The sequence below is a fragment of the Micromonospora sp. WMMD812 genome, from assembly GCF_027497215.1.
Classification (GTDB): Bacteria; Actinomycetota; Actinomycetes; order Mycobacteriales; family Micromonosporaceae; genus Micromonospora.
This window is the reverse complement of the sequence record NZ_CP114904.1, coordinates 5,721,809-5,735,427: the sequence shown is the minus strand read 5'-3', so window position 1 is coordinate 5,735,427 and position 13,619 is coordinate 5,721,809. Positions and strand designations below refer to the sequence as shown.

General features: G+C 72.7%; 12 protein-coding genes. 5 read left to right on the top strand and 7 right to left on the bottom strand.

What is annotated here, in order from left to right:
* Window positions 1–28 precede the first annotated feature (28 nt).
* Together yidC and O7603_RS26570 are read right to left on the bottom strand one after the other, a co-directional pair.
* On the bottom strand, window positions 29–784 hold the full coding sequence (gene yidC / locus O7603_RS26575) for a membrane protein insertase YidC (RefSeq protein ID WP_281572473.1): 756 nt from the start codon (window positions 782–784) through the stop codon (window positions 29–31).
* Between the two features lie 132 nt (window positions 785–916).
* Window positions 917–1,213: a DUF6412 domain-containing protein gene (locus tag O7603_RS26570; RefSeq protein ID WP_281572472.1), complete on the bottom strand. Its 297-nt coding sequence runs from the start codon at window positions 1,211–1,213 to the stop codon at window positions 917–919.
* 155 nt (window positions 1,214–1,368) lie between these two features.
* Here O7603_RS26570 and O7603_RS26565 point away from each other — a divergent pair, with 155 nt between their 5' ends.
* From O7603_RS26565 to O7603_RS26555, 3 genes are all read left to right on the top strand, one after another.
* Window positions 1,369–2,505 (top strand): glutamate--cysteine ligase, encoded by a 1,137-nt coding sequence (locus tag O7603_RS26565; protein ID WP_281576818.1) that lies wholly within the window; start codon window positions 1,369–1,371, stop codon window positions 2,503–2,505.
* Between the two features lie 23 nt (window positions 2,506–2,528).
* Window positions 2,529–3,908, top strand: a complete 1,380-nt coding sequence (locus tag O7603_RS26560) for an FAD-dependent oxidoreductase (protein WP_281572471.1) — start codon at window positions 2,529–2,531, stop codon at window positions 3,906–3,908.
* 101 nt (window positions 3,909–4,009) lie between these two features.
* Window positions 4,010–5,431, top strand: coding sequence for a WGR domain-containing protein (locus tag O7603_RS26555; protein WP_281572470.1), 1,422 nt, complete (start codon window positions 4,010–4,012; stop codon window positions 5,429–5,431).
* Window positions 5,432–5,519: 88 nt separating this feature from the next.
* Here the strand turns inward: O7603_RS26555 and O7603_RS26550 are convergent, their stop codons facing one another.
* The 5 genes from O7603_RS26550 to O7603_RS26530 all read right to left on the bottom strand — a co-directional run bounded on the left by O7603_RS26550 (window position 5,520) and on the right by O7603_RS26530 (window position 9,896).
* Window positions 5,520–6,758 (bottom strand): hypothetical protein, encoded by a 1,239-nt coding sequence (locus tag O7603_RS26550; RefSeq protein ID WP_281572469.1) that lies wholly within the window; start codon window positions 6,756–6,758, stop codon window positions 5,520–5,522.
* Window positions 6,755–7,273, bottom strand: a complete 519-nt coding sequence (locus O7603_RS26545) for a SigE family RNA polymerase sigma factor (RefSeq protein WP_281572468.1) — start codon at window positions 7,271–7,273, stop codon at window positions 6,755–6,757. Before O7603_RS26545 ends, O7603_RS26550 begins: the two co-directional genes overlap by 4 nt.
* Before the next feature lie 106 nt (window positions 7,274–7,379).
* Window positions 7,380–8,189, bottom strand: coding sequence for a DNA-formamidopyrimidine glycosylase family protein (locus O7603_RS26540; RefSeq protein ID WP_281572467.1), 810 nt, complete (start codon window positions 8,187–8,189; stop codon window positions 7,380–7,382).
* A 179-nt stretch (window positions 8,190–8,368) separates the two neighbouring features.
* Complete coding sequence (locus tag O7603_RS26535) at window positions 8,369–9,169, bottom strand: class F sortase (protein WP_281572466.1); 801 nt, start codon at window positions 9,167–9,169, stop codon at window positions 8,369–8,371.
* 1 nt (window position 9,170) lies between these two features.
* Window positions 9,171–9,896 (bottom strand): hypothetical protein, encoded by a 726-nt coding sequence (locus O7603_RS26530; protein ID WP_281572465.1) that lies wholly within the window; start codon window positions 9,894–9,896, stop codon window positions 9,171–9,173.
* A 366-nt stretch (window positions 9,897–10,262) separates the two neighbouring features.
* On the opposite strand from O7603_RS26530, the gene O7603_RS26525 reads away from it, so the two are divergent.
* Together O7603_RS26525 and O7603_RS26520 are read left to right on the top strand one after the other, a co-directional pair.
* The gene (locus O7603_RS26525; protein WP_281572464.1) at window positions 10,263–11,486 is read left to right on the top strand and encodes an erythromycin esterase family protein; all 1,224 of its coding nucleotides are present in this window, start codon (window positions 10,263–10,265) and stop codon (window positions 11,484–11,486) included.
* A gap of 170 nt (window positions 11,487–11,656) precedes the next feature.
* On the top strand, window positions 11,657–13,555 hold the full coding sequence (locus O7603_RS26520) for a ricin-type beta-trefoil lectin domain protein (RefSeq protein ID WP_281572463.1): 1,899 nt from the start codon (window positions 11,657–11,659) through the stop codon (window positions 13,553–13,555).
* Window positions 13,556–13,619 lie beyond the last annotated feature (64 nt).

The following is a 13,619-nucleotide window of genomic DNA, read 5'->3' as shown; positions in this document are numbered from 1 at the left end:
ACCGTTGTACGTGGCCCTCGGACAGTTGTCAACGTCGATTGATTTCGGCGTCGCGCGGCACCCCCTGCGGCCGGCGCAGCACCGCCTGTTCCAGCGCCGACCAGGCCGTGGTGGTCACCAGGTAGAGCACCGCGGCCAACGGCAGCACCAGGGCGAACAGCACCGTCGTGTACGGCAGCAGCGGCAGCACCCGGCCGAGCGCCGCGACGCCGGGCCCCTCGGTCGGCGTACCGGCCACCGCGCCGGTCACGGCCGCCGCGCGCCGCGTCCGCCGCGACGACCACCAGGCGAGCGCCACCAACGCGGCCAGCAGGACGGCGAAGAGCGGCAACGCCGCCCCGGTCAGCCCGTCGCCCAGGTGGTGACCCAGCGGCACCCCGGCCAGCCGCTCGTCGAGCAGCCCGGTGCCGCCCTCGGTGGTCGCGAACAGCCGGTACAGCACCAGCAGGAACGGCGCCTGGAGGAGCAGCGGCAGGCAGCCGGCGAGCGGGTTGGCGCCGGCCGTCCGGTAGAGCGCGAAGAGTTCGCTCTGCATCCGGGCCGGGTCGTCCGCGTACCGCCGCTGGAGGTCGCGGACCCGCGGGGCGAGCGCCGCCCGGCGGCGCTCACCTCGCACCTGCGCGACGGTGAGCGGCGAGATCAGCAGCCGGACGGCGACGGTGAGCACCACGATCGCGGCGGCCGTGGCCGCGCCGCCGGCGATCGGTTCGAGCAGGGTGGTGAGAGCGGTGAGCGCGGTGCCGGCGGCCCCGACCGCGGCGTGCAGTGGTGCGAAGGCGAGCATGTGATGTCCCTCGGTCCGATTCCGGTGGTCCCGGCCGGGCGCCTGGGCCCGGCGGGACGGATGACGGCGGAATCGGCCGCGCGGCGCGCCGCCCGGGCCGGAGTGGCCCGGCCGTCGCCGACCTGGTCGGTGCTACGCGGCCGAGAGACGGACGCCCGGTGCGCGGGGGCGCGGTCGCCCGGGCGCGTCCGGGTCGACCTGGCGGGGCACCCGGCGGTGGCGGGCACGGGCCCGCAGGCCGGCGGCTCGCCGGGCGGCGCCGGGTGCGGCGCCGAGGACGAGGGCCCGTGCCGCGAGCAGGGCCGCGAGCAGCACGGCCGCGCCGAGCGCGGCGCCGGCGAGCAGCACGGCCGGCTGGTCCGCGAACAGGGTCAGCCGGGTGAGGGCGTACGCCCACAGCCCCAGCGCGATCCCCCACGGTCCCGGCACGGGTCCAGCCTAGGGCCCGGTGTCACGCCGGCGCGGCTGCCGCGACACGCCGCCGACGCGCCGCACCGCGTTTCCGGTCATCGCCACGGTGGGTAACCACCGGACAGACCGGGATGCGGACGGACCGCGACCCGCAGGAACGGACGGTGATGGCGATGACCGGCCAGCTGGCGGAGGCGCCGAGCGGGACGGCCGACAGGGCCCATCTGCTCACCGTGGGGGTCGAGGAGGAGTTCCTGCTCGTCGACCCGCACACCGGCGCCGCGGTGCCCGCCGTCGACCTGGTGATGGAGCAGGTGCCGGCGGAGCTGCGCGGGCAGGTGGAGCGTGAGTTCCAGACCAGCCAGATCGAGATCGGCACCCCGCCCGGCCTGGAGCTGTCCTCGATCCGGCACTCACTCGGGGTGCTGCGCCGCGCGCTCGCCGACGCGGCCGAGCGGGCCGGCGTACGGCTGCTCGCCATCGGCACCGGACCGGTGGACGGCCCGGTGCCGCCGGTGGTCGACAAGCCCCGCTTCGACCAGATGATCGAGCGGTTCCGGCTGCTGGTGCCCGGCCCCGGCAACAACGGCATGCACGTGCACGTCGGCATTCCCGACCCGGAGACCGGCGTCCACGTGCTCAACCACGTCCGGCCGTGGCTGCCCACGCTGCACGCGGTCACGGCGAACTCCCCGTTCGCCAAGGGCGAGGACACCGGTTACGCGAGCTGGCGGTCGATCGAGTGGGAGCGCTGGCCGTCGGTCGCGCCGACGCCGTACCTGGAGTCGCACGAGCACTACGAGCGGCTGATCCGCCAGCTGATCGCCAGCGGCGTGATGCTGGACGAGGGGATGCTCTACTGGTACGCCCGGCTCTCCGCGAAGTACCCGACCGTGGAGCTGCGCATCGGCGACGTCTGTCCGTCCGTCGACGACGCGGTGCTGGTCGCGGCGCTGGTCCGCGCCCTGGTGGCGACCGCGATCGACGACATCGCCGCCGGACGCCCGGCGATCCGCACCGACCACCACCTGCTGGTCGCCGCGCACTGGCGGGCGGCCCACGACGGGCTGGAGGGCGACGGGGTCGACCTGACCACCGGCGAGGTCCGGCCGGCCTGGGAGCTGCTGGACCGGTTCGTCGAGCGGGTCCGCCCGGCGATCGAGCAGCACGGCGACTGGGCCGAGGTGAGCGACCTGCTGGGCGGGCTCCGCCGGCACGGCAGCGGCGCGGCGCGGCAGCGCGCGGTGTTCGCCCGTAGTGGCCGCCTCTCCGACGTGGTGCAGGACGTCGCGCGCCAGACCCACGGGTGACCGCAGCGTGACAGGATGATCCCGTGGCGCAACGTCTGATCGTCATCGGCGGCGACGCCGCCGGCATGGCGGCGGCGTCCCAGGCACGCCGCCGCCGCGACCTCGCCGATCTGGAGATCGTCGCGTTCGAGCGGGGGCACTTCACCTCCTACTCCGCCTGCGGCATCCCGTACTGGATCAGTGGGCTGGTGCCGGAGCCGGAGGCGCTGATCGCTCGCGACCCCGAGACCTTCCGCACCTCGTTCGACATCGACGTGCGGATTCGGCACGAGGTGACCGCGATCGACCTGGAGCGCCGCGAGGTGGTGGCCCGGGACCTGGCCGGCGGCGGCGAGGTCCGGGAGCACTTCGACGACCTGGTCTACGCCACCGGCGCGGTGCCGATCAAGCCGCCGTGGGCGAAGGGCGGCATCGGGGGCGTGTTCGGCATGCAGACCCTGGACGACGGCTCGGCGCTGCGCGACTGGCTGGAGAACGATCCGAAGCCGCGCCACGCGGTGGTGGTCGGCGCCGGCTACATCGGGGTGGAGATGGCCGAGGCGATGATCGTGCGCGGCCTCTCGGTGACCCTGGTCGAGCAGGCCGACCAGGCGATGTCCACGGTGGACGGTGACATGGCCGAGCTGGTGGCGGACGCGATGACCGGCATCGGCATCCACGTCCGCACCGGGCTGCGGGTCACCGGGCTCGAGGAGCGGGACGGCCGGGTCACCGCGGTGGTCACCGCCGAGGGGCCGATCCCGGCCGACGTCGTGGTGCTCGGCCTGGGCGTACGCCCGAACACCGCGCTCGCCGAGGCGGCGGGTGTGCCGCTCGGGCCGACCGGCGCGATCCGGGTGGACCGGCGGATGCGCGTCCCCGGGTTGCCCGGCGTCTGGGCGGCCGGCGACTGCGTGGAGACCCTGCACCGGGTCAGCGGGATGCCGGTGCACATCCCGCTGGGCACGCACGCCAACAAGCAGGGCCGGATCGCCGGGATCAACATCGGCGGCGGCTACGCCACCTTCGCCGGCGTGATCGGCACCGCCGTGACGAAGGTCTGCGACCTGGAGGTGGGGCGCACCGGCCTGCGCGAGAGGGACGCCACCGCCGCCGGCTTCGAGTTCGTGTCGGTGGTCGCCGAGTCCACCAGCCGGGCCGGCTACTACCCCGGCGCCCGGCCGATGACGGTCAAGCTGATCGCCGAGCGGCCGGGCGGTCGGCTGCTCGGAGCGCAGATCGTCGGCTGGTCCGAGGCGGCCAAGCGGATCGACACGCTCGCGGTGGCGCTGTGGAACGGCATGACGGTGGACGAGATGACCGCGCTCGACCTCGGCTACGCCCCGCCGTACGCGCCGGTCTGGGACCCGGTGCTGATCGCCGCCCGCAAGGCGGTCGACGCCCTGCACAACATCGACCGCTGAGCCGGCCGTCGCCTTCGGGTTTTGTCGGGGGCCGTGGTTAGCGTGCTGGCGTTGTCGCGCCGGTGTTCGGCCGGTCGCCCACCCCACCCGGAGGCACCCCCATGTCCCAGGAGACGACCTACCTCGAACTGTCCGAAGTGGACGGTGGTGCGCACAAGTTCTACGAGGTGGTGGTCGAGGACACGGCCATGACCGTCCGCTACGGCCGGATCGGCGACCAGGGGCAGGTCAAGACCAGCAGCTACCCGGACAACGCGCGGGCCCGGGCCGCCGCGGCGAGAAAGATCGGCGAGAAGATCCGCAAGGGGTACGCCCCGGCGGTGCGCGGCGTCCGGCAGAAGCGGTCGGTCTCCCGTCGGCAGATCGTCAGCACCCGCTCCACCGCGCGGACCGCGCCGGTGCTCTGGCGCTACGACTCGGGCGCGCCGGCGTTCGGCATCTTCGTCGACGGCCAGAGCTGCATGGTCGGCAACGAACACGGCGTGATCACCACCCTCGGCCACGACGCCCGGGTGCTCGGGCAGGTCCGGCTCCCCGACGGGGTGAAGTGCATCGTCGCCGACGACGCCTGGATCTACGCCGGCTGCGACGACGGCAACGTCTACGACCTGTCCGGCAAGGTGCCCCGGGTGGCGTACGCGATCGCCCCGGAGATCGACATCTACTGGCTCGACATCCACGACGGCGTGCTCGGCGTGTCCGACGCCGACGGCGGGATCGCCGCGATCGACCACGAGGACGAGTTCCTCTGGCGGCGGGCGGGCCGCGGCCGGGCCGCCTGGATGGTGCGCTGCGACGCGTCCGCGCTGTACCACGGCCACTCGCAGGGCGTCACCGGCTACGACTGGCGCACCGGCCGAGAGCTCTGGCACACCCCCACCGGGTCCGTGCTATTCGGCTGGCAGGAGCGGGGCACGGTGTTCGCCGGCACCGGCACCCGCGAGGTGGTGCGGTTGGCGAAGAACGGCCGCGCCGAGCGCAGCTACCGGTGCGACGCCCCGGTCTTCTCCTGCGCCACCGCCGAGGGCGGCCGGTACGTCTTCGCCGGCGACAGCCAGTCCTCGATCTACTGCTTCGACGCGGCCGGCAACCGGCTGTGGAAGCTCGGCACCGGCTGCGGCTCGGCCTACTCCATGCAGTACCACGAGGAGCGGCTCTACGTGGTCACCACCGGCGGCTACCTCGCGTGCATCGACGCGAGCGAGCCGGCGATCCGGGCCGCCGAGTCCGGCAGCGTGCCGGACGTCGTCGACGTCAAGGCCCCGCCCCGGCCGCCCGAGCCGGCGGCCTGGTCCACCGTCGAGGTGACCAGCGACGTCGACGGCGGCGTGGTGGTGCAGTGCCTGGAGGATCGGGGCCGGCTCCGCGTCCACGTGCTCTCCGGCGGCTATCGGCGGGACTGGTCGGTGCAGTTCCCCAAGGGCATCCGCGAGCCCGGGGCCCGTTACCTGGTCACCGAGGTCCGCGAGTCCGGCCGGGGAGGCTTCTACCGGGCGTACGGCGACATCCGCCGCCTGCGCTGAGCCCGAGGCCACCCCGCCGCGCCGCGCCGCGCCGGCCCGTGTCCTCCGTCAACGGAGCGACCGGACCGGCGCGGCGGGAGCGACGGGATCAGTGGCAGCGCCAGCGGACCGCCTTCATCACCACGCCGTTGCCACCCGGCGCGACGTCGAGTTGACCGCCGACCACCCGCCCGTCGTCGCTGACGCTCACGGCGAGGGCCGCGTACCGGCCGGTGCGCCCGTCGAAGTCCGGCAGTCTCACGGTTCCCGCGTCGGTGAGCAGGCCCGCGTCCATGCGGCTGACCGAGCCGACCACCCAGCCCCGGCCGTTGCCCGCGTCGGGGACGACGCCCCGGGGCAGCGGCTCGTACCGACCGGTCGGCAGGTGGTAGCGGGCCGCGTAGAGGCGCCGGACACCGCTCTCGTCCAGGAACGCGGTCCCGGTGATCCAACCGCCCTCGAAGCTGTCCGGAACGAACTCGCTCGCCACGCCGCCGTCCAGCCGCGGCATCGGCAGCAACTCGGGCTTCGCGCCCAGCCGCCAGACGACGGCCCGGGTCACCCCGGTCGGGCCGTCGTGGAGCTTCCCGACCGCGGTGCCCGCGGAGTCGACGCCGACGGCGGTCCCCTCCCAACGCGAGCCCGGCAGCGGGAGGTCCCTGGCCGAGGCGTCCGGCGCGGACCAGAGCACCGGGCGTTGCCGGTCACCGACCTGCCGGGCCCCCACGATCCACCCGTCGGTGATCGCGGTCGCCTCGCCGGCCGGCACACCGCGGAGCCGTTCGGGCCGGCCGTTCCGGATGACGTACGGCTGCGGCTCGTCGCCGACGTAGACCGACCCCACGGCGACTCCGGCGCTGTTCACGTCCGCCATCTGCTGGTCCGCGCCGGGGATCCGGTACTCCCGCGCCCGGTCGCCGTCCCAAATGATCACCGGGTTGCCCGTGCCGTCGCCGGGGTACGACCGACCGGCCAGGAATCGGCCGGTCGGGTCGCCGCCGGTGACCAGGCTCTTGGCGTGCCCGCCGGGGATCGGCAACGCCTCGGCCGTGCAGGCGGTCGGACCGCCCGGCGGGCGCGTCGTGGCGGGCGGACCGGCGGGTGTCGACGGTGCGGCGGGCGGGATCGTGGGCGCCGGTCCGCCCGACCGCTCACCGCCGAACGCCAACGGCACGGTGACCGCCGCCAGCACGGCCACCCCCGCGGCCGAGACACTCATCGCCCGACGGCTGCGCCGCCGGCGGCGCCCCTCGTGCATCGCGGCGGCCAGGTCGACCCGGGCCGGGCGCACCGGCTCGGCGTCGAGCCGGCGCAGCAGGCCGACGATGCGCTCCTCGTCCCCCGTCATCGCGCTACCCCCTTGGTCGTCTCCATCAACTCCGCGCCGTCGAGCAGGCGGCGCATCGCGGCCAGCCCGTGGGCGGTCTGGCTCTTCACCGTTCCGGCGGAGCAGCCCATGGCGCGGGCCACCTCGTCCACCGGCAGGTCGTGCAGGAACCGCAGCACCAGCACGGCCCGCTGCCGGGGCGGCACCTGCGCCAGCGCCTGCCACAGCACTGTGCGGTCCTCGACGCCCCGGTCCTCGGTCTGGCGTATGTCGGGCGGGGCGGCGAAGAGCCGGATGCGCCACCAGCCCTTGCGCCGGCCGTCGAGGAACAGCCGCACCACGACCGACCGGACGTACGCGTCGATCTGGTCGGCCCCAGCAACACGGGACCAGCGCTGGAAGATCCTGGTGGCCGCCTCCTGCACGAGGTCGTCGGCCTCGTCGCCGTCCCCGCAGAGCGAGTACGCCAGCCGGTGCAGCATGGGCAGCCGCGCGCTGAGGTACTCGACGAATTCCTGTTCCGATGCGTCCGGCATCCGGTTACCTCCGTCGGTCCCCCCTACAGACGAGCACCGGCCGGAATCGGTTGTACGGGTCGCCCCGACCGGTCGCAGGGTTCTGCTCCCCGGTCGCGGCGGGCGATCAGCCGGGCTGGCAGGTGGCACACCAGTAGAGGTTGCGCCCGGCCAGCTCACCCCGCCGCACCTGGGTGCCGCAGACGTGGCAGGGCGCGCCGGGGCGACGGTAGACGTACACCTCGCCGCCGTGCCGGTCGACGCGCGGCGCGCGGCCCATCGCCTCCGGCAGGTGCTCGTCCCGGACGGTGTCGATCCGGCCGAGCCGGACCGCCTGGGTCATCAGCGTCATCAGGTCGAGCCAGAGCCGGTCCCAGCCGGCCCGGTCGAGCCGCCGACCGGGCAGCGTCGGCGGCAGGCCGGCCCGGAACAGCGCCTCGGTCACGAAGATCAGGCCGGTGCCGGCCACCACCGACTGGTCCAGCAGCAGCGCGGCCAGCGGCGTCGAGCTACGCGAGATCCGGGCGTACGCCCGCTCGGGGTCGGCGTCGGCGCGCAGCGGGTCGGGGCCCAACCGGGCCCGCAACGCCGCCACCTCGGGTGGGGTGAGCAGCTCGCAGGCGGAGGGGCCGCGCAGGTCGAGCCAGTGGAGGTCGGTGGTCAGCCGCAGCCGCACCTGGCCGACCGGCTCGGGCGGCTCGCCGGCGCCGTCGGTGACCTTCCCGTAGAGCCCGAGGTGGACGTGCAGGGTCAACTCGCCCGCATGGTGGTGCAGCAGGTGCTTGCCGTACGCCTCGGTTGCCTCGAGCACGGTGCCGGTGAGCCGGGCGGCGCCCTCGGCGAACCGGCCCTGCGGGCTGCTGGCCTGCACCTTGTCGCCGGCGAACAGCTCGGCGTGCCGGGCGGCGAGGCGGTGGATGGTGTGTCCCTCTGGCACGGGCGTCAAGGGTAGTCAGCCGTTCCCACGTCTGCCATCTGAGGCGATGACCTGCTCGAACGCCATCGTTGACCACCCCTGACGCCCACCCGCGCCCGACCGGCGGCATCTCGAACGGCCGCCGTTCCAACTACTCGCGAACAGCTCCGCATGACGCCGTCGGTCAGCAGGACAACTCCTCACCGAGGGGCCGAGGTCAGGCTCGCGAACGCCACGATGTTGTCCTTGTACGATTTCGCCGCCTTGTCGTAGCCGCCACCACAGGTGATCAACCGGAGCTGCGCCTTGCCGGTGTGACCGTAGACCAGCTTGGAAGGGAAATTCTTCTTCGGGTAGCGGGCCACCCCATCGACGACGAAACGGGCCGTCTTGCCGTCCTTGCGGAGCACCTCGATGGTGTCTCCTGGCTTGAGCGCGCCCAGGCGGAAGAAGACCGCCGGCCCGGTGCCGCGGGCATCGACGTGGCCCACCACCACCGCGGTACCCGCCTCGCCCGGGCTTGGTCCCAACTTGTACCACCCGGTCAGCTTGGCCGGCGGGACCGCGATCTGTTGGTTCTTGTCCAGCCCGAGCGCGGTCGTCGACGCGTCGACGCCGATCCGCGGGATCCTGATGCGGGTGGGTTCCGACCGCGGCATCCCGTGCACCTGCGGTGACGGAGACGGGCTTGTCGCGGCCGGCGCGCGTTTGTCGGCGGGGCGGTCGCGCGCACCGCGCGCCTGGGCGGCGATCCCACCGACGGACGGTGACGCGCCGGCTTTGCTCCGCGTCGGCTCCGGCGCCGTGGCCTCATCTGGCGACGGTGGCAGCTGAAACGGCGGCGCGGCGGCGAGGTCGGGCTGTGGCGGCCGGACCGGATCGGGGGCCTTGGCGGCGAGCCCGATCAATCCCGCCCCGGTAAGGATGACGAGGACGACCAGGAGGAGGCCAGCGGCACGCCACGGGAAACCGTGGCGGCCGCTGGCGCTCCTGGCCGCCACCTCAGGCGACGGTGCCACCGGCGGACCGCCGACGCAGCAGACCGAGCCCACCGAGCACGCCCATCCCCATCATGCTGGCACCGATCGTCGTCAGCGAACCGGTGTCGGCGTCGGCGAGCGCACCGTCACCGGCCGCGACGGCCCCGTTCGCCGGAGCAACCCAGGCTCCGGCCGGACCCGCGGTCGCACCGCCGACCGCCGGGGCGGCGTCGGTCGCACCGCCGACCGCCGGGGCGTCGGTCGCGCCGCCGACCGCCGGGGCGTCGCCCGCGGGCTGGGTCACCGGGGTACCAGCCCCCTCGACCAGCGCGAGGAGGTCGTAGAGCAGCCTGGTCTCCACGTCCACCTCCACGTCGAGGTCACGGATGCAGACGACGATGGAGTTGTTCTCGATCTGGTTCGTCGCCTGCTGAGACACGTCCACCTGCAGGTTGAAGGTGACGACGCTGTTCTTGATGGTGTTGTCCTTGAGAATGTCTCCGACCTTCTGCTCGTTGCTCTGCTTGTTGGTCGCGCAGATGATCCCGTTGCCCTCCTTGTCACGCGCACTGAACGTCTTCTGCTCGTGGTTCGAATCGCTCTTTCCCGCCTGCTCCTGGTTCGAGTTCACGGGCTCCTTCGTCGGTTCCTCGCTCCCGGCGAACGCGGTAGCGGGCGCACCGAGCAGCAGGGCGGCGCTACCCAGCACCACCCCGCCGGCGAGCTTGGTCATAAATCTCATCGACATGTTCCTCACTCCTTCTCTCGTCGGCTCAGGAGAACGAGCCAGGACGAACGTTAGGACTTTTCATGTCGGATCAGGCCGGTTTCGAGCTATCTGAGGTGATGAGGTTTCTACATGTTATAAGTGGTATTTCATGCCAGCCACGGAGGAAGGCCTGGTTCAGGGTGTTTGGGCAGCCCCATCCTGCCTGCCCCCGAAGGAGCAACTAAACGGGTGAACGGGGGGCCACCCACACGGCGGGACCGGCTCTGGCGCCACCGGACGGTCTCCTCCGCCTGGACGCACATCGCGTTGAGGGTTTCGCCTCGACTGACCGGACCGCATCGCGGACAAGTCTCAACCGAGGGTTCAGCGATACGGTTTAAGGGCATGACTACCCGTATCGAAGACGCCGCCCACGCCGTCGACGCTGCCGCCGTCATGGGGTTGCTCCCGGCCCGGCCACGGCTGCTCGCCCTGGGCGAGCCCACCCACGGCGAGGACGTCCTGCTCGACGTGCGAAACGACCTCTTCCGGCAGCTCGTCGAGCAGGAGGGCTACCGGACGATCGCGATCGAGAGCGACTGCCTGATGGGCCTGGTCGTCGACGACCACGTCACGTCGGGCACGGGCACCCTGGACGAGGTCATGGAACGTGGCTTCAGCCACGGGTTCGGCGCGTCCGCGGCCAACCGGGAGTTGGTGCGCTGGATGCGCGCGTACAACGACGGCCGGCCCATGTCCGAGCGGGTGCGCTTCGCCGGCTTCGACGGCCCGCTGGAGATCACCGGCGCCGCGAGCCCCCGGCCGGCCCTCACCGCACTTCACGCCTACCTCGCCGCCCGGGTCGACCCCGATCTTCTTCCCTGCACCGTGGACACGCTCGACCGCCTGCTCGGTGGCGACGACCGGTGGCCCAATCCCGCCGCGATGATGGACCCGTCCCAGTCAGTGGGGCGGACGTCCGAGGCCAACCAGCTGCGGCTGCTCGCCGACGACCTGGTGGCCCTGCTGGACGCGCAGACACCACACCTGATCGCGGCCTCCGCACAGGACGACTGGGACCGGGCGCGCCTGTACGGTCGCACCGCCACCGGGCTGCTGCGGTACCACTCCTGGATGGCCGACACGACATCCGGCCGCCTGTCGCGCCTGCTGGGCCAGCGGGCGACGATGATGGCCGGCAACCTGCTCGCCCTCGCCGAGCGGGGCCCGACGCTGGTGTTCGCCCACAACGGGCATCTCCAGCGGGACAGGAGCACCATGCGGATGGGCGACCTGCCGCTGGAATGGTGGAGCGCCGGGGCGATCGTCGAGGCCCGACTGGGCGGGGCGTACGCCTTCCTGGCCACGGCCCTCGGCACGATCCGCCACCACGGTGTGCAGACCCCGTCCCCGGACACCGTCGAAGGGCTCCTGCACGCGCTCCCGGAGGACCGGTACGTCGTCGACGCCCGCCGACTGGCCGCCGTCCTCGGCGACGCGACGCCCGCTCCCCGCGTATCCCCCTGGTTCGGCTACTCCCCGTTGGACCCGGCACACCTGGCGAGCTACGACGCGATCGTGATCGTCAAGGACGCCCCCGAGGGGCAGACATGGTGGCCGGTCGCGTGATGCCCGACAGCCGGGCCGTCAACGATCACGACGTAATCATTGACTTCTATTACTAAGGAATATTAACTGTATCCACGGATGCCGCAGGTCGGGGCAATCCGTGACATCAGCGCGCGCTTCGCTCGGGCCTCGGCACCGCCACCCCACCGCCTCCTGGGAGAGGAAGACGCATGCCCACCTCCGCCGTACCACCGCCACCCCGCCGTCGGTCGATCGGTGCCGGCCTGCTCGCGCTCGGCACCGCCGCGGCCGCCGCCGCGTTCGCCCTGCCGGCTCCGGCCGCCGCCTCGAACGAACCGGTGAACGTCTGGCTGACCACCACCTCGGACAGCGGTGGCCGGCAGGTCACCCGGGGACTCCAGCAGCAGGCGCCCACCGCCTTCGCCGCCACCAGCGGCGGCGCGACGCACACCATCACGGTCAACGAGAACACGCGCTACCAGCAGTTCGAGGGCGGCGGCGCGTCGATCACCGACACCACGGCGTACCTGTTCCGGGGCGGCCCGATCAGCGCGGCCACCCGCGACGAGGTGATGCGCAAGCTGTTCTCCCCCACCGACGGCATCGGGCTCTCCTTCGTCCGCAACCCGATCGGCGCCTCGGACCTCTCCCGGCCGGGCAATGTCTCCCTCGACGACACCTGCTGCGACCTCAACGACTTCTACGCCAACGGCTACGACACCAACGTCCGGCTGCTCACCGCGCAGGCTCGGTCGCTCAACCCGGCGCTGCGGGTGATGGGCGTGCCGTGGAGCGCGCCCGGCTGGATGAAGGACAACGGCCGGATGGACCAGATGGGCTGGCTCAAGTGGGAGTACTACCCGATGTACGCCCAGTACCTGGTGCGGTACGTGCAGACGTACCAGGCCGCCGGCATACCGGTGAACTACCTGTCGGTGCAGAACGAGCCGAACTGCTGCCAGGCTGGCAACCCGACAGCGATGAACTACCCGGGCATGAGCTGGAACGGCTCCGGCCTGGTCGAGTTCACCAAGAACCACCTCTACCCCGCCCTGCGGGCGGCCGGCCTCAGCACGAAGGTGCTGGTGCACGACTGGAACTACGGCGACTACCCCAACTTCGGCGCGGTGCTGCTGGCCGACGCCGGCATCCGTAACGACCCGCTCTTCGGCGGCATCGCCTGGCACGGCTACTTCGGCGACCCGGCGGTGGGCACCCAGGTGCGCAACCAGTACCCGGCGGTGCGCCAGTTCAGCACCGAGCACTCCGGCGGGACGTGGATCGGCAATCAGCACAACGAGGATTTGGCCGACATCGTCAACTACGCCCGGAACTACTCCGGCAGCCTGGTCAAGTGGAGCCTCGCGCTCAACCAGAACATGGGGCCGCACAACGGTGGCTGCGACGTGTGCACCGGGCTGGTCACGGTGCAGGAGGGCGGCCCGCGTGCCGGCCAGGTCGACTACACGATCGAGTACTACACCACCGGGCACCTGACCAAGTTCGTCCGGCCCGGGGCGTACCGGATCGACTCGACCGCGAACGGCACGGTGCCGAACGTGGCGTACGTGAACCCGGACGGGTCCAAGGCGCTGATCGCGCACAATGGAGGAACCGGCGCCCAGTCGATCAAGGTGATGTGGGGCGGCCAGTCCTTCACCTACTCGCTGCCGGCCCGGACCACCGCCACCTTCACCTGGTCCGGCAACCAGTCGGGCGGCGGCCGGACCGGCCCGATCGTGGGGCTCGCCGGCAAGTGCCTCGACGTCGCCGCCGCGAACAGCGCCGACGGCACCCCGGTCCAGCTGTACGACTGCAACGGCACCGCCGCGCAGCAGTGGACGCTCGGCACCGACGGCACCGTCCGGGCCCTGGGCAAGTGCCTGGACGTACGGGACAACGCCACGGCCAACGGCACCCCGGTGCAGATCTGGAGCTGCACCGGCGCGGCGAACCAACGCTGGACCGCGACCGCGGCCCGCGACCTCGTCAGCGCCAGCGCCGGCAGTTGCCTGGACGTGGTCGGCAACACCTCCGCCAACGGCACGCCGACCCAGATCTGGGCCTGCACCGGGGGCGCCAACCAGAAGTGGACCGTGCCCGCCTGACGGTCCCGGACCAGCCACGACGGGCCGCCGGCGCGGGCACGTGCGCCGGCGGTCCATCGTCGAC

Coding starts and splice junctions, on each gene's coding strand:
- yidC (WP_281572473.1), bottom strand. CDS start 784: ATGCTCGCCTTCGCACCACTGCACGCCGCGGTCGGGGCCGCCGGCACC.
- O7603_RS26565 (WP_281576818.1), top strand. CDS start 1,369: ATGACCGGCCAGCTGGCGGAGGCGCCGAGCGGGACGGCCGACAGGGCC.
- O7603_RS26555 (WP_281572470.1), top strand. CDS start 4,010: ATGTCCCAGGAGACGACCTACCTCGAACTGTCCGAAGTGGACGGTGGT.
- O7603_RS26550 (WP_281572469.1), bottom strand. CDS start 6,758: ATGACGGGGGACGAGGAGCGCATCGTCGGCCTGCTGCGCCGGCTCGAC.
- O7603_RS26545 (WP_281572468.1), bottom strand. CDS start 7,273: ATGCCGGACGCATCGGAACAGGAATTCGTCGAGTACCTCAGCGCGCGG.
- O7603_RS26530 (WP_281572465.1), bottom strand. CDS start 9,896: ATGTCGATGAGATTTATGACCAAGCTCGCCGGCGGGGTGGTGCTGGGT.
- O7603_RS26525 (WP_281572464.1), top strand. CDS start 10,263: ATGACTACCCGTATCGAAGACGCCGCCCACGCCGTCGACGCTGCCGCC.
- O7603_RS26520 (WP_281572463.1), top strand. CDS start 11,657: ATGCCCACCTCCGCCGTACCACCGCCACCCCGCCGTCGGTCGATCGGT.